The sequence below is a fragment of the Sphingomonas radicis genome, from assembly GCF_051400635.1.
In the GTDB taxonomy this organism is placed as follows: domain Bacteria; phylum Pseudomonadota; class Alphaproteobacteria; order Sphingomonadales; family Sphingomonadaceae; genus Sphingomonas.
Map to the genome: position 1 here is coordinate 127653 of NZ_JBLFFG010000003.1, position 24074 is coordinate 151726.

Annotated in this window: 33 protein-coding genes; 18 read left to right on the top strand and 15 right to left on the bottom strand. The window is 67.6% G+C overall.

All coding sequences use genetic code 11. The features are described 5' to 3' along the window. The first annotated feature begins 21 nt into the window (after nucleotides 1-21). The 7 genes from ACMGDH_RS12995 to ACMGDH_RS13025 all read left to right on the top strand — a co-directional run bounded on the left by ACMGDH_RS12995 (nucleotide 22) and on the right by ACMGDH_RS13025 (nucleotide 5112). Nucleotides 22-309 carry a GIY-YIG nuclease family protein gene (locus tag ACMGDH_RS12995; protein ID WP_436828383.1) on the top strand — a complete coding sequence of 96 codons (288 nt, stop codon included), beginning with the start codon at nucleotides 22-24 and terminating at the stop codon, nucleotides 307-309. A gap of 128 nt (nucleotides 310-437) precedes the next feature. Further along, nucleotides 438-944, top strand: a complete 507-nt coding sequence (coaD, locus tag ACMGDH_RS13000) for a pantetheine-phosphate adenylyltransferase (protein WP_436828384.1) — start codon at nucleotides 438-440, stop codon at nucleotides 942-944. Nucleotides 945-1021: 77 nt separating this feature from the next. After that, nucleotides 1022-1714 carry a peptidylprolyl isomerase gene (locus ACMGDH_RS13005; protein ID WP_436828385.1) on the top strand — a complete coding sequence of 231 codons (693 nt, stop codon included), beginning with the start codon at nucleotides 1022-1024 and terminating at the stop codon, nucleotides 1712-1714. Then, nucleotides 1715-2740: a tRNA preQ1(34) S-adenosylmethionine ribosyltransferase-isomerase QueA gene (gene queA / locus ACMGDH_RS13010; RefSeq protein ID WP_436828386.1), complete on the top strand. Its 1026-nt coding sequence runs from the start codon at nucleotides 1715-1717 to the stop codon at nucleotides 2738-2740. A 13-nt stretch (nucleotides 2741-2753) separates the two neighbouring features. Continuing rightward, on the top strand, nucleotides 2754-3257 hold the full coding sequence (locus ACMGDH_RS13015) for an EF-hand domain-containing protein (RefSeq protein ID WP_436828387.1): 504 nt from the start codon (nucleotides 2754-2756) through the stop codon (nucleotides 3255-3257). Between the two features lie 246 nt (nucleotides 3258-3503). Beyond that, on the top strand, nucleotides 3504-4448 hold the full coding sequence (locus tag ACMGDH_RS13020) for a cation diffusion facilitator family transporter (protein ID WP_436828388.1): 945 nt from the start codon (nucleotides 3504-3506) through the stop codon (nucleotides 4446-4448). Then, entirely contained in the window at nucleotides 4411-5112 is a 702-nt protein-coding gene (locus ACMGDH_RS13025; RefSeq protein WP_436828389.1) for an HAD hydrolase-like protein, read from the top strand. Before ACMGDH_RS13020 ends, ACMGDH_RS13025 begins: the two co-directional genes overlap by 38 nt. 160 nt (nucleotides 5113-5272) lie before the next feature. Here the strand turns inward: ACMGDH_RS13025 and ACMGDH_RS13030 are convergent, their stop codons facing one another. From ACMGDH_RS13030 to ACMGDH_RS13055, 6 genes are all read right to left on the bottom strand, one after another. Further along, a complete protein-coding gene (locus ACMGDH_RS13030) occupies nucleotides 5273-5716 on the bottom strand; it encodes a DUF1801 domain-containing protein (protein ID WP_436828390.1) in 444 nt (147 codons plus the stop codon). Between the two features lie 5 nt (nucleotides 5717-5721). After that, nucleotides 5722-5943 (bottom strand): hypothetical protein, encoded by a 222-nt coding sequence (locus ACMGDH_RS13035; RefSeq protein ID WP_436828391.1) that lies wholly within the window; start codon nucleotides 5941-5943, stop codon nucleotides 5722-5724. 25 nt (nucleotides 5944-5968) lie between these two features. Continuing rightward, a complete protein-coding gene (locus ACMGDH_RS13040) occupies nucleotides 5969-6376 on the bottom strand; it encodes a DUF1801 domain-containing protein (protein WP_436828392.1) in 408 nt (135 codons plus the stop codon). 30 nt (nucleotides 6377-6406) lie between these two features. Continuing rightward, nucleotides 6407-6838, bottom strand: coding sequence for an SRPBCC family protein (locus tag ACMGDH_RS13045; RefSeq protein WP_436828393.1), 432 nt, complete (start codon nucleotides 6836-6838; stop codon nucleotides 6407-6409). Then, entirely contained in the window at nucleotides 6835-7158 is a 324-nt protein-coding gene (locus tag ACMGDH_RS13050; RefSeq protein ID WP_436828394.1) for an ArsR/SmtB family transcription factor, read from the bottom strand. Before ACMGDH_RS13050 ends, ACMGDH_RS13045 begins: the two co-directional genes overlap by 4 nt. A 76-nt stretch (nucleotides 7159-7234) precedes the next feature. Then, entirely contained in the window at nucleotides 7235-7861 is a 627-nt protein-coding gene (locus tag ACMGDH_RS13055) for a cupin domain-containing protein (protein WP_436828395.1), read from the bottom strand. A gap of 153 nt (nucleotides 7862-8014) precedes the next feature. On the opposite strand from ACMGDH_RS13055, the gene tgt reads away from it, so the two are divergent. Further along, on the top strand, nucleotides 8015-9154 hold the full coding sequence (gene tgt, locus ACMGDH_RS13060; protein ID WP_436828396.1) for a tRNA guanosine(34) transglycosylase Tgt: 1140 nt from the start codon (nucleotides 8015-8017) through the stop codon (nucleotides 9152-9154). A 275-nt stretch (nucleotides 9155-9429) separates the two neighbouring features. On the opposite strand, the gene ACMGDH_RS13065 is transcribed toward tgt, so the two are convergent. The 3 genes from ACMGDH_RS13065 to ACMGDH_RS13075 form a co-directional block, all read right to left on the bottom strand. After that, the gene (locus ACMGDH_RS13065; RefSeq protein ID WP_436828397.1) at nucleotides 9430-9795 is read right to left on the bottom strand and encodes a hypothetical protein; all 366 of its coding nucleotides are present in this window, start codon (nucleotides 9793-9795) and stop codon (nucleotides 9430-9432) included. 243 nt (nucleotides 9796-10038) lie between these two features. Continuing rightward, entirely contained in the window at nucleotides 10039-11700 is a 1662-nt protein-coding gene (gene recN / locus ACMGDH_RS13070) for a DNA repair protein RecN (RefSeq protein ID WP_436828398.1), read from the bottom strand. A gap of 58 nt (nucleotides 11701-11758) precedes the next feature. Then, nucleotides 11759-12565 carry an outer membrane protein assembly factor BamD gene (locus tag ACMGDH_RS13075; protein WP_436828399.1) on the bottom strand — a complete coding sequence of 269 codons (807 nt, stop codon included), beginning with the start codon at nucleotides 12563-12565 and terminating at the stop codon, nucleotides 11759-11761. Between the two features lie 122 nt (nucleotides 12566-12687). On the opposite strand from ACMGDH_RS13075, the gene ACMGDH_RS13080 reads away from it, so the two are divergent. Then, nucleotides 12688-13512 carry a pirin family protein gene (locus tag ACMGDH_RS13080; RefSeq protein ID WP_436828400.1) on the top strand — a complete coding sequence of 275 codons (825 nt, stop codon included), beginning with the start codon at nucleotides 12688-12690 and terminating at the stop codon, nucleotides 13510-13512. Nucleotides 13513-13654: 142 nt separating this feature from the next. Beyond that, the gene (locus tag ACMGDH_RS13085; RefSeq protein WP_436828401.1) at nucleotides 13655-14125 is read left to right on the top strand and encodes a glycine zipper 2TM domain-containing protein; all 471 of its coding nucleotides are present in this window, start codon (nucleotides 13655-13657) and stop codon (nucleotides 14123-14125) included. Nucleotides 14126-14638: 513 nt separating this feature from the next. Here the strand turns inward: ACMGDH_RS13085 and ACMGDH_RS13090 are convergent. Further along, the gene (locus ACMGDH_RS13090; RefSeq protein WP_436828402.1) at nucleotides 14639-14866 is read right to left on the bottom strand and encodes a hypothetical protein; all 228 of its coding nucleotides are present in this window, start codon (nucleotides 14864-14866) and stop codon (nucleotides 14639-14641) included. Nucleotides 14867-15251: 385 nt separating this feature from the next. On the opposite strand from ACMGDH_RS13090, the gene crcB reads away from it, so the two are divergent. Genes crcB through ACMGDH_RS13115 form a run of 5 tightly spaced genes read left to right on the top strand, consistent with a single transcriptional unit; the run spans nucleotide 15252 to nucleotide 18438 of the window. Then, the gene (gene crcB, locus ACMGDH_RS13095) at nucleotides 15252-15629 is read left to right on the top strand and encodes a fluoride efflux transporter CrcB (RefSeq protein ID WP_436828403.1); all 378 of its coding nucleotides are present in this window, start codon (nucleotides 15252-15254) and stop codon (nucleotides 15627-15629) included. Beyond that, a complete protein-coding gene (locus tag ACMGDH_RS13100; RefSeq protein ID WP_436828404.1) occupies nucleotides 15626-16873 on the top strand; it encodes an RluA family pseudouridine synthase in 1248 nt (415 codons plus the stop codon). The genes crcB and ACMGDH_RS13100 overlap by 4 nt, the downstream gene beginning before the upstream one ends. 7 nt (nucleotides 16874-16880) lie before the next feature. Next, nucleotides 16881-17543, top strand: coding sequence for an HAD-IA family hydrolase (locus tag ACMGDH_RS13105; RefSeq protein ID WP_436828405.1), 663 nt, complete (start codon nucleotides 16881-16883; stop codon nucleotides 17541-17543). Next, complete coding sequence (locus tag ACMGDH_RS13110; RefSeq protein ID WP_436828406.1) at nucleotides 17540-17761, top strand: hypothetical protein; 222 nt, start codon at nucleotides 17540-17542, stop codon at nucleotides 17759-17761. The genes ACMGDH_RS13105 and ACMGDH_RS13110 overlap by 4 nt, the downstream gene beginning before the upstream one ends. Beyond that, complete coding sequence (locus ACMGDH_RS13115; protein ID WP_436828407.1) at nucleotides 17758-18438, top strand: ATP12 family chaperone protein; 681 nt, start codon at nucleotides 17758-17760, stop codon at nucleotides 18436-18438. Before ACMGDH_RS13110 ends, ACMGDH_RS13115 begins: the two co-directional genes overlap by 4 nt. Here ACMGDH_RS13115 and ACMGDH_RS13120 read toward each other — a convergent pair. The 4 genes from ACMGDH_RS13120 to fumC form a co-directional block, all read right to left on the bottom strand. Further along, on the bottom strand, nucleotides 18435-18995 hold the full coding sequence (locus ACMGDH_RS13120) for a hypothetical protein (RefSeq protein ID WP_436828408.1): 561 nt from the start codon (nucleotides 18993-18995) through the stop codon (nucleotides 18435-18437). The two genes, ACMGDH_RS13115 and ACMGDH_RS13120, sit on opposite strands and share 4 nt — an antisense overlap. Nucleotides 18996-19018: 23 nt before the next feature. After that, nucleotides 19019-19669: a guanylate kinase gene (gmk, locus tag ACMGDH_RS13125; RefSeq protein ID WP_436828409.1), complete on the bottom strand. Its 651-nt coding sequence runs from the start codon at nucleotides 19667-19669 to the stop codon at nucleotides 19019-19021. 63 nt (nucleotides 19670-19732) lie between these two features. Beyond that, nucleotides 19733-19927, bottom strand: coding sequence for a hypothetical protein (locus ACMGDH_RS13130; protein WP_436828410.1), 195 nt, complete (start codon nucleotides 19925-19927; stop codon nucleotides 19733-19735). An 88-nt stretch (nucleotides 19928-20015) separates the two neighbouring features. Next, nucleotides 20016-21410: a class II fumarate hydratase gene (gene fumC, locus ACMGDH_RS13135; RefSeq protein ID WP_436828633.1), complete on the bottom strand. Its 1395-nt coding sequence runs from the start codon at nucleotides 21408-21410 to the stop codon at nucleotides 20016-20018. Nucleotides 21411-21601: 191 nt separating this feature from the next. On the opposite strand from fumC, the gene ACMGDH_RS13140 reads away from it, so the two are divergent. The 3 genes from ACMGDH_RS13140 to ACMGDH_RS13150 all read left to right on the top strand — a co-directional run bounded on the left by ACMGDH_RS13140 (nucleotide 21602) and on the right by ACMGDH_RS13150 (nucleotide 23539). Beyond that, complete coding sequence (locus ACMGDH_RS13140) at nucleotides 21602-22045, top strand: hypothetical protein (protein WP_436828411.1); 444 nt, start codon at nucleotides 21602-21604, stop codon at nucleotides 22043-22045. A 2-nt stretch (nucleotides 22046-22047) separates the two neighbouring features. Then, nucleotides 22048-22779, top strand: coding sequence for a TorF family putative porin (locus ACMGDH_RS13145; RefSeq protein WP_436828412.1), 732 nt, complete (start codon nucleotides 22048-22050; stop codon nucleotides 22777-22779). An 82-nt stretch (nucleotides 22780-22861) separates the two neighbouring features. Then, nucleotides 22862-23539, top strand: coding sequence for a PilZ domain-containing protein (locus ACMGDH_RS13150; protein ID WP_436828413.1), 678 nt, complete (start codon nucleotides 22862-22864; stop codon nucleotides 23537-23539). 21 nt (nucleotides 23540-23560) lie between these two features. Here ACMGDH_RS13150 and ACMGDH_RS13155 read toward each other — a convergent pair whose 3' ends face one another. After that, nucleotides 23561-24046 (bottom strand): SspB family protein, encoded by a 486-nt coding sequence (locus ACMGDH_RS13155; protein WP_436828414.1) that lies wholly within the window; start codon nucleotides 24044-24046, stop codon nucleotides 23561-23563. Nucleotides 24047-24074 lie beyond the last annotated feature (28 nt).

Here is a 24074-nt window from a genome sequence, read left to right on the forward strand (position 1 = left end):
CGCCGCAAATACCGCAGTGAGATGGGAGGCTATGTCTACATCATCGCCAATCGAAAGCTGGGAGCTCTCTACACCGGCGTCACCAACGACATCGCTCGCCGTATCGTCGAGCACCGCGACAAGACCGGCAGCCGCTTCGCTCGCAAGCACGACATCTGGAAGCTGGTCTATGTCGAGCCGCACGACGAGATCACCTCCGCGATCGCGCGCGAGAAGGCGATCAAGAAATGGCGCCGCGCCTGGAAGGTCGAGCTGATCGAGAGCGTGAATTCCGATTGGCGGGACTTGTTCTTCGACATCAATCATTGATTGTGCTGAAAGCGCGGGAGATGGGCAGGTGAGATTGCCCCCGGCAATCTCAGCCATGCGCGGGGCGCATGGCGCTCTGCCCATCCCCCGCTTTCGCGGGGGTGACAAAGAGTGGGGCTGCAGCTGACATGACCATCCGCACCGGCGTCTATCCCGGCACCTTCGATCCCATCACCCTGGGGCACATGGATATCATCCGCCGAGGAGCCAAGCTCGTCGACCGGCTGGTGATCGGCGTCACTACCAATCCTTCCAAGTCGCCGATGTTCTCGGTCGAGGAGCGGATGGAGATGGTGAAGCGCGAGGTCGCCGGCATGGCGGGGGAGATCCACGTCGTCAGCTTCGATTCGCTCCTCATGGATTTTGCCGAGCGCGAGGGCGCGAACATGATCGTGCGCGGCCTGCGCGCGGTCGCCGATTTCGAATATGAGTATCAGATGGCGGGAATGAACCAGCAGATCAACGATCGGATCGAGACGGTCTTCCTGATGGCCGACGTCTCGCTCCAGCCGATCGCCAGCCGTCTCGTCAAGGAAATCGCGCTTTACGGCGGGGCGATCCGCAAGTTCGTGACGCCTGCGGTCGAGGCCGATGTGGTGCGCCGCGTGAGTGAGATCGGCCGCAAGGGCAGCTGAAACGCCGCCGCCCCTTTTCGGCCAAGTTCGAATGCTCTAAACCTGCGGCAAATCCGGGTTTTCCAGTGGGGAAGTTGATGCGTTTCGTTTCTGCCGTGGCTGCCGTCGCCGCCATGCTGATTGCCGTTCCCGCGCTGGCGCAGGGCGCACCCGCGGCCAAGCCCGAGATCGAGCCGTTCAAGAACGTCGAGGCGGTCGAGCGCGCGAGCACCGTCACCCCGGCCGCGGACCCGGAGAACACCTGGATTCTCGATCTCTCCACCGGCGGCCGCGTCGCGATCCGGCTTCGCCCCGATGTCGCGCCCAAGATGGTCGAGCAGGTGAAGACGCTCACCCGCAAGAAGTTCTACGACGGCACCGTCTTCCACCGCGTGATCGAAGGCGGCGAGAACATGGCGCAGGGCGGTGATCCCACCGGCACCGGCCGCGGCGAGTCGGACCTTCCCGACGTGCCCGCCGAGTTCAACAACCTGCCGCACGTGCGCGGCGCCGTCTCGGCCGCGCGCACCCAGGACCCGAACAGCGCCAACAGCCAGTTCTTCATCATGTTCGGCCCGCGCCTCGGCTTCGACCGCGACTATACGGTGTTCGGCCGCGTGATCGAAGGCATGCAGTGGGTCGACAAGATCGAGCGCGGCGAGCCGCCGGCCAATCCTACTCGCATTCTCCACGCCTATATCGCGGCCGACAATCCGCCCCCCTATCAGCCGGCGCCGGCCGCCGCGCCCGCGCTGCCGGAGGGCGAGACCAAGGTCACGTTGCCCCAGTAAGTGGACGTCGATCTTTTCGACTTCGAGCTGCCGGCCGAGCGAATCGCGCTCAGGCCGGCGGCACCCCGCGATTCCGCCCGGCTGCTCGTGCTTGACGGAGCGGAGACGCGCGACGCCATTGTGCGCGACCTGCCGGAGTATCTCCGCCCCGGAGACCTGCTCGTCTTCAACGACACGCGCGTGATCCCCGCCCAGCTCGAAGGGACACGGGGAGAGGCGAAGATCGGCGCCACGCTCCACAAGCGCGAAGGGCCGCGCCGCTGGCGCGCCTTCGTCCGCAACGCCAAGAGGCTGCGCGACGGCGACGCGATCGATTTCGGCGAAGGCGTGACTGCCATCGCCTCGGACCGTGCCGAGGACGGCAGCTTCGCGCTCGAATTCGCCGGCGATGAACCGGTCGAGCTGCTGCTGGCGCGCTGCGGGCGGATGCCGCTGCCGCCTTATATCGCCTCCAAGCGCCCCACCGATGCGCGCGATGCCGACGATTACCAGACGATGTTCGCGGCCGAGCCCGGCGCGGTGGCCGCCCCCACCGCCGCGCTCCACTTCACGCCTGGGCTTATCGTCGCGCTCGAAGCCGCCGGCATCGGCCATGCGACGCTGACGCTCCACGTCGGCGCCGGCACCTTCCTGCCGGTCAAGGCCGAGGACACCGACGAGCACAAGATGCACGCCGAATGGGGCCGCATCGATGCCGCGACTGCCGACCGGCTCAACGCCGCGCGCGTCGCGGGCGGCCGGGTGATCGCAGTCGGCACCACCAGCCTGCGCCTGATCGAGAGCGCCGCGGGCGAGGACGGCGTGATCCGCCCGTTCGAAGGCGACACTGCGATCTTCATCACCCCCGGCTACCGCTTCAGGGGCATCGACGGGCTGGTCACTAACTTCCACCTGCCGCGCTCGACGCTGTTCATGCTGGTTTCGGCGCTGATGGGGCTCGATCGCATGCAGGCGGCGTACCGCCATGCGATTGCCACACACTATCGCTTCTATTCCTATGGCGACGCGAGCCTGCTGCTGCCCTGACGAAAGGACGTCGATGCGCCTGTTCCTGTTGCTCGCAATCTCCATCGCAACGCCCGCTTTCGCCCAGGACCGCGTGGCCATTCCCACCGGCAGCGGTGGCGGCAACAATCCGATCGGGCAAAGCACCGTCGCCCAGCCTGCCGTGACGGTGATGGCCGAGCCCGCGGCGGTGATGATCGCCGCGTTCGATGCGGACGGCGACGCCCGCGTCACCCGCGCCGAGTTCGATGCCGGGCTGCGTCGCAGCTTCGACAGCATCGACACCGCGCGCAAGGGCGCGATCGGCTATATCAGCTTCTCCGACTGGTCCGAACGCTGGATGGGCGATCGCAACACGCTGCCGAGCCCCTTCGAGACCGACCGCGACGGCGACAATCTGGTGAGCTTCGACGAGCTCGCCTATCGCTTCGCCCTGCTCTTCACGCGCTTCGATACCGACAAGGACGGCGTGCTCGTGCGCCGCGAACTGCTCACCGTCCGCCCGCCGGTGATCATGCCGCGCCTGCGCCGGCGCTGATCGCGCAAGCCCAAATCCTCCCCCGCCAGGGGGAGGTGGCGCCGAAGGCGACGGAGGGGGAGGACGCACGTCGATATTGGGTCGCCTACCTCCCCCTCCGTCATGCTGCGCATGACACCTCCCCCTGGCGGGGGAGGATTGGGCGTTGCGCCGCAGTCGAGTAGATATTTGTTTGCCTGCGCGCTCGATGAGATCGAATGCCGATACGCCTAGCATCTCATGCCGTTCGCCGTTTAAACCGCGCCGATGGCCGCGAGTCACGACCACCACCAGCATCTCCACGGCCCTGCCGATTTCGGCCGCGCTTTTGCGATCGGCACCGCGCTCAATCTGGGCTTCGTGCTGATCGAGGGCACGGCCGGATTCCTCACCGATTCGGTCGCGCTGCTCGCCGATGCCGGCCACAATCTGTCGGACGTGCTCGGGCTGCTCGTCGCCTGGGCGGGAGCGGAGCTCGCCAAGCGGCCCGCGTCCAAGCGATTCACTTATGGCTGGCGGGGCTCGTCGATCCTGGCCGCGCTCATCAACGGGCTGCTGCTGCTGATGGCGGTTGGCGCGATCAGCTGGGAGGCGATCGGTCGCCTCGCCGATCCGCCCGCCGTCCCCGGCGTGCCGGTGATGATCGTCGCGGCTATGGGCATCGTCGTGAACCTCTCGACCGCCTTGCTCTTCGCGCGCGGGCGCAAGGGCGACGTCAACATCCGCGGCGCCTTCCTCCACATGGCCGCCGACGCGGCGGTGTCGGCGGCAGTCGTGATCGGCGGCGCAGCGATCCTGCTCACGGGCGCGCTCTGGATCGACCCGGCGATCAGCCTCGCCGTCGTCGCGGTGATCCTGTGGAGCACCTGGGGGCTGCTGCGCGAGGCGCTCGTCATGGTGCTCCAGGCGGTGCCCGAAGGGATCGACGCCGATGCCGTCGAGCACACGCTCGCGAACCTGCCGGGAGTCGCCCGCGTCCACGATCTCCACATCTGGCCGATGAGCACCACCGAAGCCGCGCTCACCGCGCATCTGGTGATGCCCGGCGGCCATCCAGGCGATTCGTTCCTGCTCGACCTGCAGCACCAGTTGGCGCATGATTTCGGAATCGACCACACCACCGTCCAGATCGAAGTCGCCGACGGCGCGGAATGCCGGATGCACGGAAACGGGCATGGCCATGGGCATGATCACGGCCACGCGCATGGCTGAGCCGATCGCGCCGGCGAGCGCCGCCGTTCCGATCCGGCTCGTGATCTTCGACTTCGACGGCACGCTTTCGGACAGCGGCGACTGGTTCCTGTCGGTGGTGGACGATCTCGCGCGCCGCTTCCGCTTCCGCACCGTTGCGCAGCAGGAAGTGGAGATGCTGCGCCACCGCAGCTCGCGCGAGGTGATCAACTATCTCGGCATCGCGCGCTGGAAGATGCCGCTGATCGCGCGCCATCTGCGCAAGCTGATCGGGCGCAACGCGCACCAGATCGAGCTCTTCCCCGGCACGCCCGACCTGCTCGAGCGGATCGCGGCGATGGGCGTGAAGATCGCGCTGGTGACGTCCAATTCCGAAGCCAATGCGCGCGCGATCCTGGGCCCGCAGCACGCCGCGCGGATCGACTTCTATGCGTGCGGCTCGTCGCTGTTCGGCAAGGCGCCCAAGTTCCGCCGGGTGTTGAAGCGCATGGCAATTCCTGCTGCCGAATCGCTGGCCATCGGCGACGAGACCCGCGACGTGGACGCCGCGCGCGAAGTGGGCATGCGCGCCGGATCGGTTCTCTGGGGCTATGCGAGCGAGACCGCGCTAGCCGCCGCCGGCCCCGACGCGCTGTTCCGCGCTCCGCAGGACATCCTCGACTATGTGGGGGCGCACAGGCCCTGAGGCTGCGCATCCATCAATCCTCCCCCGCCAGGGGGAGGTGTCATGCGGAGCATGACGGAGGGGGAGGAAGCACGCCGGAATGTTCTGGCATCCGCCCCCTCCGACGCCTTCGGCGCCACCTCCCCCTAGCGGGGGAGGATTGATCGACGCCGATCCCACCTCAAAAAACCCACCCCGGCAGTTCCGACGCCTGCCGGATCCAGCTCGTCACCTGCGCCTCGTCGAACGGCTCGTCCTCGTAGACGTGGAAATAGCGCGTGTTCGGGTCCTTGGACTCCACCGGCGGGAGCGGATCGAGCGCGGTGCCGCGGAAGAAGGTGACCTTCACGTACTTGTCGAAGCAGTGATAGCTGAGGAACCAACCCTTCCCTTCCGTGCCATAGAAAGGCGAGTTCCACCGGACCGCCTTGCGCACATCCGGCACGACGCGTTCGATGAGCGTATCCAGCCGGCGCCCCGCCTCGCGCTTCCATCCCGGCATCGCGGCGATATAGGCCTGCACCGGCGCATCGCCGTCGCCCTTCGGGATCTGCGGATTGCCGCCCGACAGCAGCTTCACCTCGGCGGGCGCCTTCCACTCGGGCGCGTCCTTGGCCTTCGCCATCTCGATCACTCCCTCGCGCCGGCACCGCGGCCGCCGCGTGCCAGATAGGGCAGCACGAACAGGTACAGCCCGCTCCCGAACAGCAGGAAGAGCGGGACCAGCACGAGCGCATAGACCCAGCCGGGCGCCGGCTGCTGCCCCAGCGCGAAGAGATTGGCGACGAAGCCGAGCGTGAAGGCGATCGCCAGCCAGCGATGACCCTGACGGATCCAGGCATTCCAGTGCATGCGCGTTCCCCTTTTCAAGCAAGCGTCACTTGGCGCGGGCGCGCTTCGCGCCGGCAGGAGCCTCGTTGAGCGCGGCGGCGGCGCGGATCAGCGCCTTCAGCGCGGGCTCGTCGATTGCGTCACCTTCGTGGAAGTCGATCGCGCGGCGTACATTGCCCTCCAGGCTCGAATTGAACAATCCCGCCGGATCGTCGAGCGCGGCGCCCTTGGCGAAGGTCATCTTGACTGCCTTCTTGTAGGTCTCGCCGGTGGAGATGATGCCGTTGTGATACCAGGTCGGAACCCCGCGCCACTTCCATTCCTCCACCACGTCGGGAACGGCTTCCTTCATCAGCGCGCGAATCCGCGCCAGCGTCTCGCCGCGCCAGTCGCCCAGTTCCGCGATCCGTCCGTCGATCAGCTCGGACGGGGATTTGCCTTCGTTGGTTGCCATGTCGCTCTCCCATTCAGCCGCCCACAGGCGTCAGTCGATCCGCGCCAGCAAATCGTCCAGCTTGCCCAGGAACGCCTTCCACCCGGCCTGCGCGCCGCCGAACGCCTGCTTCTGCTCGGGCCGGAACCCGGCCTGCTCCACCCGCAGATGCGTGCCCGTGCCGGTGGACTCGAGCGTGAAGGTCACCACGCTCTCCAGATTGTACGCCGGATCCTCGTGATCGAAATTCCAGCTGTAGGAGAGCGTCCGGTTGGGTTCGATCTCCAGCACTTCGCAGTCGAGCACTCCGCCCCATTCGCCCGAGAGCTTGAAGCGATGTCCCACCGCGGGGACGAAATCATTCTTCATCAGCCACTCCTCGATCAGGTGCGGCTGGGTGAGCGCGCGCCAGAGTCGTTCGGGCGGGTGCGGGAATTCGCGCTCGACGATCGCGGTGCGCGTTTCGGTCTCTGCCTGGTTCACTGGTCCATCCTCTTCAACAAGTCCTCGAGGTCGTCGAAACGCGCCTCCCAAAAGCCGGTCATCCGGCTCGTCCAGTCGATCAGCGGCGCCAGCGCGTTGCGCTGGGCGCTGTAGTGGGTCTGGCGGCCCTCGGGCCGATCGCGCACGAGCCCCGCCTGTTTGAGCGCCAGCAGATGCTTCGAGACCGCGGGCTGCGACACGCCTGCCTTGGCAGTGAGCGCGGCGACGGTCTGCTCGCCCTCGCGGCACAGCCGCTCGAAGATCGCCCGCCGCGTGGGGTCGGCGAGCGTCCGGAACAGCGTGTCATGGGCCTGGACCATTGCCTCAAATAACTCCGTGGCTATGAATCGATCCATAACCATTCGGATATGAATGAGTCAAATGCCAATGCGCGGCTCAGCCGCGCTCCAGGTGCACTGCCAGCCAAACGGTCGGGCGATCCTTTGCGGTCCAGGTCACCCAATGCTTCTGGCCGCGGCCGATCCACAGATGGTCGCCGGGGCCGAGCGTCGCTTCCTGCGAATCCTCGACTCGGATCCCCGCCGCGCCCTGGAGCAGCAGCACCCATTCGTCGCTGTCCTGCACCATCGGTGCATCCTCGGGCGTCGACTGGCCGCGCGACAAGATCCGTTCGATCCGTATCCCCGGCCGCGCGAGCAGCTCGGTGAAGACCTCGTCGCGTTTGGCAGCAGGCAGGCGCTCGAGCAGATTGTCGATCTCCAGCTTGGGCCGGGGCTTGGGTTTCGGCTTGGGCGCGGACTTCGGCTTCGGCTTGGGCCGCGCTTTCACCGACCCTGCCGACTTGCTCCAGGTGGCGCGAATCGCATCCCGCAGATACGCCTCGACTTCCTCGGCACTGGCGGTGAGCGTCTTGCCTTCCATCCCGAACACCGGATCGCCGCCGGGCTCGCGCAGCCCGTATTTGCCGAAGTCGCCGCCGGGCTTGCGGCGCCGCGACGAGACGAGCCGCAGCCCGCGGTGCACGGCCATCTCGCGCAGCTGCTCGGTCGTCTCGTTCGCCATCTTTCTCCTTAATCCTCCCCGCCAGGGGGAGGGGGAGGAAGCACGCCGGCCTGTCATGGCGTCCTCCCCCTCCGTCGCGCTACGCGCGCCGCCTCCACCCGGCGGGAGGATAGGCTTGCGCCCGGCGTGCGAAACAGCAAAGGGCAATGCCCCATGTCAACGCCAGCACCTCGTTTCCAGTTCACCATCCATGCCACCGACGGCAAGGCGCGGCTCGGCACGATCGCGATGCAGCGCGGCGAGATCCGCACGCCCGCCTTCATGCCGGTGGGCACCGCCGCCACCGTCAAGGCAGTCAAGCCGCAGGACGTGCGCGCCGCGGGTGCCGACATCATCCTAGGCAACACTTATCATCTGATGCTCCGCCCCGGCGCCGAGCGCGTCCACCGGCTGGGCGGGCTCCACAAGTTCATGGGCTGGGACCGGCCGATCCTCACTGATTCGGGCGGCTATCAGGTGATGAGCCTGTCCGAGCTGACCAAGCGCAGCGAGGAGGGCATCGTCTTCAAGTCGCACCTCGACGGGACGCGCCACATGCTCAGCCCCGAACGCTCGATGGAGATCCAGCGGCTGCTGGGGTCGAATATCGTCATGGCGTTCGACGAGCTCGTCCCCACCACTTCGACCCGCGACGTCCAGGCCGCGGCGATGGAGCGCTCGATGCGCTGGGCAAGGCGCAGCCGCGCCGGCTTCGACGCGGGCGGCGAGCATGCCACGAGCAACGCGATCTTCGGCATCCAGCAGGGGGCGCTCGATGAAGGACTCCGTAAGGCATCGGCCGACGCGCTGCTCGACATCGGCTTCGACGGCTATGCGATCGGCGGGCTCGCAGTCGGCGAGGGCCAGGAAGCGATGTTCGGCGTGCTCGACTATGCGCCCGGCCAACTCGACGCCGCCAGGCCGCGCTACCTGATGGGCGTAGGCAAGCCCGACGACATCGTCGGCGCGGTCGAGCGCGGCGTCGACATGTTCGATTGCGTCCTCCCCACCCGCTCGGGACGCACCGGCCAGGCGTTCACCCGCACCGGCCCGGTCAACATCCGCAACGCCAAACATGCCGAGGATCAGGGGCCGCTCGATCCCGAATGCCCCTGCCCCACCTGCACCGGGTACAGCCGCGCCTATCTCCACCACCTCGTCCGCGCGGGCGAAATCCTCGGCGCGATGCTGATGACCGAGCATAATCTCTGGTTCTACCAGCGGCTGATGCAGGATTTGCGCGCAGCGATCGGCGAGGGCCGTCTGACCGCCTTCGCAAACGATTTCCGCGCGCGCTACGCGAGCAAGGACTAGGCAGTATCGAAATTCGGCGCCGGAGCGAAGCCGAGCATTAAATCCTCCCCCGCCAGGGGGAGGTGGCAGGCGAAGCCTGACGGAGGGGGAGGAAGCACCCCGCTCGTTCTGGCATCCGCCCCCTCCGACGCCTTCGGCGCCACCTCCCCCTGGCGGGGGAGGATTAAAGCTGAGTACTGCGTCAGCTAGCATCTCCCGCTCTCGGCAATATCGGCACCCAAGCAAAAGGGGCCCCGCACGAAAGCGGAGCCCCTGCTTGTCAGCGAGCCTCGCGGTTACCCGCGGCGACCGTTCCAATCGCGCTTCTCGACCCGGATCTGCGCCGCCAGCCGATCGAAGCGACGATCGAGATCGCGGCGCTCGGCAAGGCTCAGGCCACGGCCGGAGTGGCGATACTGCGCTTCCAGCCGGGCAAGACCACGGAAATCGTTGCGCAGGCGGCTCGCCTCGCGGCGGCTCAGCGCACCCGAGCGGATGCCCTGATCGATCTTCGCATCGAGCCGCGCCTGGCGCGCGTTGATGTTCTGCCAGCCCGACTGGTAATAGCCGTGCGCCGGAGCAGGCGCCGCGCTGGCAGCGGTGGCAGGAAGCGCCGCGGCAGCGATGCCGAGGCCGGCGACGAGCAGAGCAAACTTCTTCATGGCGAACTCCCATTCGATACTGAACCGCGGCTGCGGTCGAACATCGTTATGGGAGCCGCCTGTCGCGAACCTGTCCCAGGCCATGCGCTTTTGTGTCGCGGATTGTCGCAAGTCCGAAAGCTTCGTTCAGATTCGCGCCGCCGCCGCAAACCCCGTTCGCCCTGAGCTTGTCGAAGGGCGCCCCGCCACAAGCGCGTCACCCGCCGCACGCGCCCTTCGACAAGCTCAGGGCGAACGGAGGCTTTAGGCCGCCAGCAGCCGCTCGGCCTGCGCCCTCGCCTCGGGCGTGATCTCGGCGCCCGAGAGCATCCGCGCGATCTCCTCGCGCCGCTGCTCCGCATCCAGCGGAGTCACGCCGGTGCGCGTCACGATCCCGTCGTGGCGCTTGGCGATCAGCAGATGCCGGCTCCCCCGCGCCGCCACCTGCGGGCTGTGCGTCACCACCAGCACCTGCGCGTCGCCCGCGAGCCGCGCCAGCCGCTCGCCGATCGCGCTCGCCACTGCGCCGCCCACCCCGCGGTCAATCTCGTCGAAGATCAGGGTGCGCGCGCCGCCTTCCTCCGCCAGCGCCACTTTGAGCGCGAGGATGAAGCGCGAGAGCTCGCCGCCCGAGGCGATCTTGATCAGCGGTGCGAAGGGCGCGCCCGGGTTGGTCGAGACTTCGAACTCCACCCGGTCCATGCCCTGCGGCGACCATTGCCCCTCGTCGAGCGGCTCGACCGTGGTGCGGAAGCGCGCCGCATCCAGCTTGAGCGGCTTGAGCTCGGCCTCCACCGCCGCATCGAGCCGCGCCGCCGCAGCGCTGCGCGCGTCCGAAAGCGCATGCGCAGCCTCGCGGTACACGCGGTGCGCCTCCTCCACCGCCTGCGCGAGCGCTGCGATCCCGGCTCCGCCGCTCTCGACCCGCTCCAGCCGGGCGCCCAGCTCGTCGAGCAGCGCCGGTAGGTCGTCGGGCTGAATGCGGTGTTTCCGCGCAATCCCGCGCAGCTCGAACAGCCGCGCCTCGTCCGCCTCCAGCGCCGCGGGATCGAAGGCAAGCGCCTCGCCCGCCGCATCGACACGGTCCTGCGCCTCGTTGCCTTCGGTGATTGCGCGGTCGATCGCGGCGAGCGCCTCGGCCAGCGCCTCGTGATCCTCCGCGATCCGCTCCAATATCCGTGCGGCCTGGCGGAGACGGCTCAGCCCGCCTTCGGACCCTTCGAGCAGCTCGGCGATTGCCTGAAGCTCGCCCGCGATCTTCTCGCCGCGCTGCATCGTCGCGCGGCGCTCCGCCAGCCGCTCCTCCTCGCCTTCCTCCGGCGCCAGCGCGCGCAATTCGGCGACGGCGTGCTCCAGCCATTCGCGATCACGCTCGGCCGCGTCCTGCTCGGCGCGCGCCACCGCCAGCGCATCCTCCGCTTCGCGCCACGCGCGATGCGCCACCGCCACCGGACCCGAATCCAATCGCCCGAACGCATCGAGCAATGCGCGATGCCCGCGGGGATTGAGCAGCCCGCGGTCGTCGTGCTGGCCGTGGATCTCCACCAGATGCGGCGCCAGTTCGCGCAGCAGCCCTGCCGACGCCGGCTGATCGTTGACGAAGGCCCGGCTCCCGCCGTCCGACTTGACGATGCGGCGGATCAGCAGCGGCTCGCCCGGCTCGATCTCGAGTTCGTTCTGCGCCATCAGATTGGCGACGCCGCTGTCGCGCGCAGGCGCCTCGAAGCTCGCGGTAACCACCGCCTGGCTCGCCCCCTGCCGCACCAGCCCGCTATCCGCCCGCGCGCCCAGCGCGAGCCCCAGCGCATCGAGCAGGATCGACTTGCCCGCCCCGGTTTCCCCGGTGAGCACGCCCAGCCCCGCGCCGAACTCGAGGTCCAGCGCCTCGATCAGCACCACGTCGCGGATGGAAAGCGCAGTCAGCATGCGCTGCCCTTATCGCAGGAACGAAGGAAGAACGGAAGCCGTGCGCATCGGCTCCCCGTCAGCTCGCCGGGACCTGCGCCTTGGCGAGCTTGTCGCGGTTGTCCTGCATCAGTTCGTAGGCGCGCTTGTACCAGTCGGTATGCGGGTAGTTCGCCCCCAGCACCGCCGCGGACTTGTTCGCCTCGCCCGGCAGGCCGAGCGCGAGATAGGTCTCGGTCAGCCGCATCAGCGCCTCGGGCGTATGGGTGGTCGTCTGATATTGCTCCACCACCGAGCGGAACCGGCCCGACGCCGCCAGCCACTGCCCGCGCGTCTGATAGAAACGGCCGATCTCCATTTCCTTGCCCGCCAGGTGATCGCGGACCAGGTCCATCTTCAGCCGCGCATCGGCGGCATATTTGGTGTTCGGATAGCGCCGCGTCAGCTCGCCCAGCGAATCGAGCGCCTGCTGAGTGATCTTCTGGTCGCGCGTCACGTCGGCGATCTGCTCGTAATAGCTCAGGCCGATCAGATAATAGGCATAGGGCGCGTCGCGGTTGCCAGGGTGGACGGCCAGGAAGCGCTGGGCCGAGGCGATCGCCTGCGAATAATCCTGGTTCAGATAATAGCTGAATGCGCTCATCAGCTGCGCCCGGCGCGCCCACACCGAATAGGGGTGCTGGCGCTCGACTTCGTCGAACAGCGCAGCCGCCAGCTTGTACTGGTGCCGGTCGAGCCGGTCCTTCGCCGCCGAATAGAGCGTGCCCACGTCGCGCGCGACATAGGGCAGGTCGTTGCTTCCGCCGCGGCCGGCACAACCGGCGATGGACAGGGCGAGCACGGGGAGCAGCGCAAAGGCGAGCGCGCGAGTGGTGGGGATACGCATGGGCTTAGGTCTTAGCCGAGCCCGGTGGCGGCAAACAATCCTTTTCGCGGCACCATTGCGGCGGAGCATCCCGGCGCCTAGCTCGTTGGCGTTTCGATAATCCAAATCCCCCGGAGGAACGAGTGACCGCGACCCTGCTTGCCACCCATCGTGTCGAAAAGCCCTGGGGCCGCCACAAGCTGTGGCCCGGCTTCGCCGATCCGGCAGCCGATGGCGAACCGGTGGGCGAGATCTGGTTCCAGACTCCCGGCAACGCCGAGCCCGATCTGCTGATCAAATATCTGTTCACTTCCGAGAAGCTCTCGGTCCAGGTCCACCCGGACGACGAGCAGGCGCACGCCCGCGGGCTGCCGCGCGGCAAGGACGAATGCTGGGTGATTCTCGACGCCGAGCCTGATTCGACGATCGCGCTGGGCACCAAGGCGCCGGTCGATCGCGAGACGCTGCGCGCCGCCGCGCTCGACGGCTCTATCGAGCAGCTGCTCGACTGGAAGCCGGCCAAGGCCGGCGACTTTTTCTATTCGGCTTCCGGCGTGATCCATGCGATCGGCGCCGGCATCACGCTGATCGAAGTCCAGCAGAACAGCGAGACCACCTACCGCCTCTACGATTACGGCCGCCCGCGCGAGCTGCACCTCGACGACGGCATCGCAGTTTCGGACCCCGTCCCCTTCGTCCCCCATCCGATGCCGGGCAAGGTCGCGGAGGACCGCACGATCCTGGTCGAGGGCCCCAAGTTCGTGCTCGAGCGCTGGGAGGGCGGCCACCGCAAGCTCTCGCTTCCCGAGGGCGTGACCGGCTGGCTGGTCCCGGTCGCGGGCGAAGGCGTGGTGGACGGCGTCGCATTCCGCGCGGGCGACTGCCTAACACTTTCCGGCGAAGCCGAGCTTCACGCCGAGGCGGGCAGCGACCTGCTCTTCGCCTATCCCGGGGCGCAGCGGATCTGACCGGGCGTTTCCCCGCAATCCAATCCTCCCCCGCCAGGGGGAGGATATGGCCGCCGAATGAACGCGAGGTAGTTTGCAGTTCATGCAACCGCCGGCCGGGCGGCACGTTGGTATCGCAACCGAAACAACAGGAGTTAGGTCGATGTCTATGTTGTTGGCCGCCGCCGCCGCGATGATGGCGGCGCCTGCATTCCCTGCCGCCATGCCCGCCGCCGCGCCGTTCGCTTCGGCTGCGACTCATGCGGTGGATGCGCCGCAGAACGGCCGCGGCAAGGGCAATAAGAATGGTTGGAAGAAGGGCCGCGACTATGACTGGAACCGCGTGCCGCCCGGTCACCGCTATTATTACGCCGACGAATATTATCGCGACGGCCGCTATTATCGCGAGCGCCGGCTGAGCCGGAACGACCGCATCTATCGCGGAAGCAACGGCCGCTATTATTGCCGCCGGTCGGACGGCACGACCGGCCTGCTGATCGGCGGCGCGGTGGGCGGGCTGCTCGGCAATACGCTGGCCAACGGCCGCTCGGCAACGCTCGGCACGCTGCTCGGCGCCGCCGCCGGCGCGGCCCTGGGCGCCTCGATCGACCGCGGCGAGATCCGCTGCCGCTGACGCACTCGTCGCGCAGGCGAGGAGGGCCCGGCGGGCAATCGCCGGGCCCTTTTGCTGCGGGCGAACGGCAGCAATCCAATCCTCCCCCGCCAGGGGGAGGTGGCGCCGAAGGCGTCGGAGGGGGCGGAAGCACGCCGTTGATTGGTCGCTTACCTCCCCCTCCGTCATGCTTCGCATGCCACCTCCCCCTGGCGGGGAGGATTTAGCGCTCCACTGCGCACTCCACTCCGCCCTCTTCAAAGGGAGAGGGAGTGGAATCCTCTAGCAAAATAGGATTTGTTCTGCTTTCGTTCGAAAATGAGCGAACCGGACTCCCCGCACCAGCCCCGCGCGAGTCAATTGCCCCGCAAATACGCGAATCGAGTCAAGCACGAGTCAACCGCCGCATCGCCCGAACTGCCCCGAACCCGCAGAAATCCGCGCTTTCCCTGTTCAACCAAGAGGTTGGATATCGCCCCGGCCGCCCGCTTGACCAACCATCCGGTTGCCTCGGCAATCGGCGGCGTGCGTGGCTCAGATCAGCCCGCCGGTCAGGAACAGCCGCAGCCCGCTGATCAGCAGCACCAGCAGGTTGAGATTGCGCCCCGATGTGCTCCGAGAGAACATGCCCACCGCCGCGCCGACCAGCGCGATCGGAAAGGCGATCCAGTTGAGCATCGGCACCAATGGAAACGGGATGATCCCCACCAGCGCCACCAGCAGCGCGACAAGGCCGATCAGGATCGAGACGAGATTGAGCATCTGCCGAGCTTGGCTCCATGTACGTGTATTGGCAACATAAAACAGCAAGGGCGCCGTGCGGTTCCGGCCGGCGGCAACCCTTTCTTAACCTTTGCTGCCGATACCCGGAGCCATGATCCGCAGCATCGGCTTCCTCCTTCTGGTATTCGCGCCGCTCGCGTTCGCCTGAGAGCCGTTTGGGACGCGCCTTTCGGCGCGTTGCGGCGCCAGCCCGCTCCCCCACCCGGCCACCCCTATGATACTGCCGTTGGGTGGCCGGGTGGGGGAGCGGGCCGGTGCCGCCTAGGAATGCGCTCTTCCGCGCATTTCCAAACAAGCCCGCGCCTTTGCGCCGCACGGATCGATTCGGTTCCCCTTGCCGCCATAACGCGCTACCGGCACTTCCATGCCTTCTTTGCTTCTCGTCATGCTCGGCGGTGCCTTCGGCGCCGGGGCACGACACCTCGTCGGGCGCTTTACGCTCGCCCTCTTCGGCCCCGGCTATCCCTGGGGCACGCTCACAGTGAACCTCATCGGCGGATTCGCCATGGGCCTCCTGGCCGGTGGCCTGATCCGCTGGGGGCAGAGCGACGAGCAGATGCGCCTGCTTCTCGGCGTCGGCGTGCTCGGCGGCTTCACCACCTTCTCGGCCTTCTCGCTCGATGCGATGCTGATGCTTCAGCGCGGCGAATGGTCGGGAGCACTCGTCTATGTGCTGGCGTCGGTGATCGGATCGATCGTGGCGCTCGCGCTGGGGCTCGGAATCGCGAGGGCTGTCGCATGAGCAGCAAGGAAACCGACGTCCGCCAGTTCACGGTCGGTGCCGACGATGACGGCATCCGGCTCGATCGCTGGTTCAAGCGCCATCTGCCCGACACCAGCTTCAACATCGTCTCGCGCTGGGCACGCACCGGTCAGCTCCGCGTCGACGGTGCACGGGCGACTCCAGGCGACCGGCTCTCCGCGGGCCAGGTGCTGCGCGTGCCTCCCCCCGAGCCGCCCAAGGCGCCGCGCCCCAAGCGCGATCGTCCACCGCTCAGCGACGAGCAGACTGCGCTCGCGCAGGGAATGGTGATCCACAAGGACGCCCAGGCGATCGTGCTCAACAAGCCGCCGGGCCTCGCCACGCAGGGCGGCACCAAGACCACCGAGCATGTCGACGGGCTGCTCGATGCGCTCCAGTTCGAAGCCGAGGGGCGCCCCAAGCTCGTCCATCGACTCGACAAGGATACCTCGGGCGCGCTGCTGCTCGCCCGCACCGCGCGCGCCGCCGCCTTCTTCTCCAAGGCGTTTTCGGGGCGCACCGCCAGGAAAGTCTATTGGGCGCTCGTCGTCGGCGTGCCCGATATCGAGGACGGCGTGATCGATCTGCCGATCGGCAAGCAGCCGGGCACCGGCGGCGAGAAGATGCACGTCGACGAGGAGGAGGGCCAGCCGAGCCGCTCGCGCTACCGCGTGATCGAACGCGCGGGCAACCGCGCTGCCTGGGTCGAGCTCCAGCCCTTCACCGGCCGCACCCATCAACTGCGCGTCCATATGGCGGCGATCGGCCATCCGATCGTCGGCGACGGCAAATATGGCGGGCCGGAAGCGTTTCTCCCGGGATCGATCTCGCGCAAGATGCACCTCCACGCGCGGCGCATCCGCATCGATCATCCCGATGGCGGCAAGATCGACGTGCAGGCCGAGCTCCCACGCCATTTCGCCGAATCGATGCACACCATGGGCTTCGATCTGGCGCTCGGCGATGCACTGGCGGCCGACGACGGCCCCCCTCCCCCCAGCCGCGAGCAGCAGAAGGCCAAGGCCCGCGCCCATGCCAAGACCGTGCGCAAGGAGCGCCGCGGCGAACGGCGCGGTCGCGGGGAGAGCGCAGGCGCCGGCGGCTCCAAGAGTCCTGCGCGCAGCGGCGGCAAGCCCAGCACGCGCAGCGGCGGCAAGCCGGGCACGAGCGGCGGCGGACGCCCGGGTGCGGCAGGCCCGCGGACCGGCGACAAGCCGCGGGGCGGCGGCGGACGGAGCCGCTGAAGCGCCCATGAACCGACTCGCCATCTTCGATTGCGACGGCACGCTGGTCGATTCGCAGGCGAACATCTGCCGGGCGATGGAAGCGTGCTTCACCGCCCACCGGCTCGATCCGCCCGGCCGCGACGCGATCCGCCGCATCGTCGGGCTCAGCCTCGTCCCCGCGATCGCCGAGCTGCTGCCCGAGGCCGAAGCCGATCTGCACCTGGCGCTGGCCGAGGAATATAAGCGCGCCTTCCACGCGATGCGCGGCAGCGGCACGCTCGATCCCGAGCCGCTGTTCGACGGCGTCGCCGAAGCGGTCGAGGCGCTTGACGAAGCGGGCTGGCTGCTCGGCGTCGCGACAGGCAAGTCCGATCGCGGGCTGGCGCTCATCCTCGATCATCACGGCATGCGCCACCGGTTCGTGACGCTCCAGACCGCCGACCGCCACCCTTCCAAACCGCATCCCTCGATGATCGAGGCCGCGATCGCCGAGGCCGGCGCGGCGCCGGAGACCACGGCGATGATCGGCGACACCAGCTTCGACATGCTGATGGCCGTGGCGGCGGGAGTGCGTCCCATTGGTGTTGCATGGGGCTACCACACCAGCCATGAACTGGTTCAGGGCGGGGCCGTGCATGTCGCCAATGATGCGCACGCGCTTCCCGGGCATCTGGAGGCCGCGTTATGAACGATGCCGAACGTTTGGCGCGCACGCGCTACTTCACGATCGTGGGCGTCAACATGCTGACGGTCGCCGGCGCGGTGCTGGGGCTGCTGATCGCGGGGCGTGCACAGGCAACGGAGCACACTATATTGGGCGGCGCGCTGATCCTCGCTTCGCTCTATGCGATGGCCGTGGTGCCGCGCGCGCTCGCCCGCCGCTGGAGGACCCCGAAGCAGCCGTGAAGCGATTTTGGAAAGAAGTGACGGTAACTCCCGGCAACGGGATCGCGCTCGACGGCAAGCCGGTGCGCACGCCCGGCCGCGCGCCGCTCGAAGTGCCGACGCCCGCGCTTGCCGAAGCGATCGCCGGGGAATGGCGCGCGGCGGGCGAGACGATCGATCCGCGGTCGATGCCGCTCACCGGCCTTGCTAACGCCGCGATCGACCGCGTCGCCGCCGATCCGGGCGCCTTCGCCTGCGGACTCGGCGCCTACGGTGAGACCGACCTGCTCTATTACCGTGCTGAAGCCCCCGACGAGCTGGTCCGGCGGCAGGAAGCGGCGTGGGACCCGCTGCTCGATTGGGCGCGCGAGCGCTATGACGTGCATTTCGAGCCTGCGGTCGGCGTGATGCACCACCCCCAGCCTCCCGTGACGACGCAGCGGCTGCATGACGCAGCCGCGGCACTCGATCCGTTCCGGCTCGCCGGGCTTTCGCCCGTGGTGACCGTCAGCGGGTCGCTGGTCGCCGCGCTGGCCTTGCTCGAAGGTGCGGCGGACGCCGAAACCGTGTGGCGCGCCGCACATGTCGACGAGGATTGGCAGATCGAGCAATGGGGCGAGGACGAGCTCGGCACCCAGGCCCGTGCCACACGCCGCGCCGAATTCGACGCGGCGGTGCGGTTCCTCTCGCTGCTCTAGACCGCCGTCGTCACCGGCTTGGGCAGCGCCCAGGCGAGCACGGCGCCCGCCGCCACCCACGAGGCGAGGTCGCTGATCCAGAGATAAATGAAATAGCCCCAGGGCGCATGGTTGAAGATCGGCTGGCCCAGGTTCGAATAGGCAGTCACTGCGAACGCAGTGATCGCCACCAGCTTGAGCCGCCCGGCGAAGTCGAAGCCTGACGCCACCCGCTTCAGTGCGATCCCGGCGATCAGGGCGCAGACGATCGCGAGCACCAGCCCGAAGATCAGCGCGCTGCTGTCCGGGTTGGCGAAGCCGCTGGTGTTGAAGAACACCATCGCCACCGGCCCGCGGCCATAGAGCACCGTGCCGTCCGACGTACCGGCCCAAGGTATCGGGTAGGCGCCAGTGCCGAGCGGCCCGAGATACTGGGCCAGCGCCGTCTGCACCCCTGCGGTGGTTGCCGGATCGGTCTGCGAAAGCGCTATCAGGCTGAGTGGTGTACCCCAGAACAGGAAGCCCACCAGCCACATGGCGAGCCCACCCAATACTCCCCCGAGAATCAGTCTCGTCATTGTTGCCTCCCCTGTTGAGGAGGCTATCTCATCAACCCTCTGATGAATCCGATCAACCCCGTCTGCCGCGAGCGCTTGAGCCGCTCGGCTTCCAGGATCGTGTGCACCGCCTCGTAGCACTGCTGGACATCGTCGTTGACCAGCACATAGTCATAGCCGTCCCAGTGGCTGACTTCGTTCGCGGCCCGGGCCATGCGGGCATCGATCACCGCTTCCGAATCAGTCGCCCGCCGCTTGAGCCGCTCGTGCAGCTCGGCGAACGAGGGCGGCAGGATGAACACGCGGACCACGTCGCCGCCGGCGAGCTGGAAAAGCTGCTGCGCACCCTGCCAGTCGATGTCGAACAACACGTCCCGGCCCGAGGCGAGAATCTTGTCCACCCCCGTCTTGGGGGTGCCGTAGCGATGGTCGAACACATGCGCCCATTCGAGGAACTCGTGGTTCGACACCATCTCGCGGAACTTCTCGAGGTCGACGAAATGATAGTCGACGCCGTCCTGCTCTCCCGGCCGCATGGGGCGCGTGGTGTAGGAAACCGACATCTCGAGAAACGGATCGGCGTCGAGCAGCCTGCGCGCGATGGTCGATTTGCCGGCCCCCGAAGGCGAGGACAGGACGAACAGGACGCCACGGCGGCGGAATCTATGGGGATCGTTCTCGAGACGGTGGGGCATGGGCGCCTTTGGCTTGCCGGGAACGCCCCCGTCAAGTCATCGCCGCCGAGTCACACCCCCGAGTCACACTGGCGGGTTCGAGCTCTGGGTGAGTTTGTGCACGCCATAGGCGACTGCGCCCAGCACGATCGCGGCCGGGATGACGCGCTTCGCGGTCTTCCACACCAGCACGCCCGCGACTGCGCCCAAAGTGCCGCCCTCGCCGTCCCGCCGGTCGATACGGTTGCCGATCCACCCTGCGATTGCGTCGCCGATCATGTGAAATCCCTCGCTGCCTGTGCTTCGAGGAATAAGCGGCTGAATCCGAGACTTGTTCCCCTCCCCCGCAGAGGAGGGGAAGCGTCGGTCAACGCCCGACCATCGTCTCCGGGCGGACGTACTTGTCGAAGGTTGCCTCGTCGACCAGCCCGAGCTGGAGTCCGCTCTCCTTCAGCGTCAGCCCCTTCTCGTGCGCGTTCTTCGCGATCTTGGCGGCATTGTCATAGCCGATCACCGGCGCCAGCGCGGTCACCAGCATCAGCGAGCGGCCGACCAGCTCGGCGATCTGCTTCTCGTTCGCCTCGGTGCCGTCGACGCAGCGCTCGGCGAAGCTGGTCATGCCCACCGCGAGCAGCTGGATCGAGCGCAGCACATTGGCGCCGATCAGCGGCATGAACACGTTGAGCTCGAAATGCCCCTGCATGCCGCCGACGGTGACTGCCTGGTGGTTGCCGATCACCTGCGCGGCGACCATCGTCAGCGATTCGCACTGGGTTGGGTTAACCTTGCCCGGCATGATCGAGCTGCCGGGCTCGTTGGCCGGCAGCGACAGCTCGCCGAGGCCCGAGCGCGGGCCCGAGCCGAGGAAGCGGATGTCGTTGGCGATCTTGTTGAGCGCCACTGCCAGCGTGTTGAGCGCGCCCGAGAAGAAGACGAGCCCATCCTTGGCGGCGAGTTGCTCGAACTTGTTCGGCGCCGGCTCGAACTGCGTCCCGGCGATGTCGCTGATCGCCGCGCTCATGTCCTCTGCCCAGCCCTCGGGCGCGTTGAGCCCGGTGCCGACCGCAGTGCCGCCGATCGCGAGCTTGCGGATATTGCCGTTCAGCGCGCCTTCGATCCGCGCCTTGCAGCTCACCAGCTGCGCCGCATAGCCCGAGAATTCCTGGCCGAGCGTCAGCGGCGTGGCGTCCTGGGTGTGGGTGCGGCCGATCTTGACGATATGGTCCCAGGCCTCGGCCTTGGCGGTCAGCGACGCGGTGAGCTGGTCGAGCGCGGGAAGCAGCACGTCGCGTGTCGCGATCGCCGTAGCGACGTGCAGCGCGGTCGGGAAGCTGTCGTTCGACGACTGGCTCATATTGACGTGATCGTTCGGGTGGACCGGGCTCTTGCCGCCCTTGCTGCCGGTCAGCACTTCGTTGGCGCGGCCGGCGATCACTTCGTTGACGTTCATGTTGGTCTGGGTGCCGCTGCCGGTCTGCCAGATCACCAGCGGGAACTGGTCGTCGAGCTTGCCCGCGACGATCTCCTGCGCTGCGGACTCGATCGCATCGACGATCTTCGAGTCGAGCCCGTGCTTGCGGTTCACCCGCGCCGCGGCCTGCTTCACGATCGCCTGAGCGTGGACGATGCCCAGCGGCATCCGCTCCATGGCACCGAAGGGGAAATTCTCGATCGAGCGCTGCGTCTGCGCCCCCCAATAGCAATCGGCGGGAACTTCGATGGCGCCGATCGAGTCGGTTTCGGTGCGGGTGGTCACGCTCAGCTTTCCTCCGTCCAATCGCCCTGCGGCGACGATTTTGCAGGCGCTCTAGCCGCTGCATCCGCAGGTTTCCAGCAGCCCTGTGACGAAGTGTTTCTGCGCGCGCGCAGCGGTTGCGTGGCCCTGGGCGCTTCTCCAATCGACGGGGTGCCACCGGCCAGCATGGGCCGGGGCACCGCAAGGAGATTGTTTTGATGAGCTTTGTTCTGGCGTTAGGCCTCATGGCCTCCGCATCGGAGCCCGCGCTTCCCCCGTTCGAGCATCGCGCCCGGCTGGAGCACGCCGGCGGCGTCGTCGAGGCGCATTACCGCACCCGCGTCTCGCTGGTCAGCCGGCAGATCGGCTCGGTCACCAACGGCGGCACGCCCTCGACGCTGCGTTGCGTCTGGCGCGCTGACATCAGCGTCGAACGTCAGGCGCGCTACGGCGCCGGCGTGCGCCTCGCCCGCGGCATCGATCGACAGGGCGTGGTGGAAGGCAGCCGACCGGGCTGGTGCGGTACGAACCGCGACGCTATCGCACAGGACGTCGCCCGGCGCGCAGACGAGATCCGGACCCATCTCGTTGCCGTCGCGCAGGAGGACGAAACCGTGTTGAAGGCAGAGCTCGCGCGGATGGACGCGGGCCGCGAAGGATGATGATGCGCGCAATTCTGGTGTCGACAGCTTTGATCGGAACTTTGGTCGCGGGATCGGCGCAGGCGCAGCGCCTGTCCGGAGGAGTCGAGGCGGCGACCGATGAAAGCCGCCGCGGCCTCAGCTGGAGCGAAGGCCGGCTGGCGGCTTCGGCCGACGCGCTCGTCGGGTTCGGCGCAATGGACGCATCGGTCCGAATCGCGACGACGCGCGAATCGGAGCGGCATGCCGGCGCCGAGGCGGTCGCCGACCTGGAGCTGGGCGTGGGATCGGACGTGGGCGCCTTCCACCTGCGTGGCCATGTGACCGGCCATTTGTTCACCGACGCGCGCGAGAACATGAACTATGTCGAGTTCGGCGGAAACGGCAGCTACAGCCTGGGGCCGCTCCAGCTGAACGCGGGCGCAGTCTATGCGCCAGAGCAGGACGCAATCGGCGGCGACAATCTCTATCTCTATGCTGGCGCGGACGCGGGCATTCCCATGACTCCGCTCTCGGCATCCGCTTCGATCGGACGCACCACGGGAAGCACCGACGATCCGCTCCGGGCGGCCCGGCTTCGCCCGGCGGGCGACTATACCGACTGGCGGCTCGGCGTGGAGTTCAACCGGTTCCCCTTCACCCTCGGAGTCGATTACGTCGGCACCGATATCGGCGAACAGACGAGCACCTCGCCCTATGCGGACATCGGCCACAGCGGAGACCGCGTGATCGCCCGCGCGCGCTTTTCCTTCTGAGAGCCTGTGGTCGCGGCGCCACAGGCATCATATTTTTCACGCGTGAACGCCGATCGCGGCCACACCGCGATACAATGCTAGGATGAAGCTGAGCGCGTTCCCGGGCACTGCGTTTCCGGCCGACTCCCGGCCGCCGCGCAAGAACCTGCTGCTTTCCGGCACGATCGAGGCCGAGGGGCTGAAGGTCCCTGTCCGCATCCGCAACCTTTCCGAGAGCGGCGCGATGCTCGACGGCGCCGCATTGCCGCGCCCCGGCACCAGGCTGGTGCTGCGCCGGAACGAGATCGAAGTCGCCGCCGAGGTCGTCTGGCAGAACGATGGCCGATGCGGCATCGCTTTCGATCAATCCGTCGTGACCGTGGATGAATGGGTATCCGGCAAGCGAGTCGCGACCTCGCCCTTCGAAACGCAGCGGGGCCAGGCCCGCGTCGATGCCATCCAGGGCGCAGTGCGGAGCGGCGCGGCGCTGCCGGCTGAGCCCCAGGCGCCGAGCGCCGTCCCCTCGCCGGCCGATCTCGAATCCCGGATCGTCGAGGAGCTTCTCTACGTCCGCCGGCTGCTCGACAGTCTCGGCGAAGAGCTGGTCGAGGATCCCGTCGTGCTCGCGCAGCACATGGAAGCGCTGCAGAACCTCGATCGCGCGAGCCAGGTGCTCGGGCATCTCGGCACCGTGCTGAATGCCAAGGACCGGCTCACAGCTGCCCAGGCGATCGCGATGCAGGATCTGCGCGCGCGCCTTCTCGGCGGGCCCGATCGCTGAATCGCCGCCGGCAACCGGCCCTTACTTCTTCCGCTTGAAATCCACCGAGACGACGTTCGATCCGTCCTCGGCCGGCTTGACCACTGTGGAGGCGGCGTCGTTCTCCGCCTCCTCGTGCTCGGCCTCTTCGTCGGTCTCGGTCGCCTGGAAGCGCAGCTCGAAATTGACCGCGGGATCATGGAAGCCGGTGATCGCCGCAAAGGGGATCGTCAGCATCGCGGGCACCTGGTTGAAGCTGAGGCCCACCGAGAATTTCTCCTCGTCCACCTTCAGGTCCCAGAATCGATGCTGGAGGACGATCGTCATCTCGTCCGGAAAGCGCTCGATCAGCCGCTGCGGGATGTCGACGCCCGGCGCGTGCGTCTTGAACGTGATGTAGAAATGGTGCGCGCCGGGGAGCCCCTGCGTCTGCGCCACGGTGCCCAGCACGCGGCCGACGACGGCGCGCAGCGCTTCCTGCACGATCTCGTCATAGGGAATCAGGCTGTCGGGCACGGTACCGGTCATAATCCTTGGGTAGCGGCTCCCAGCGGCT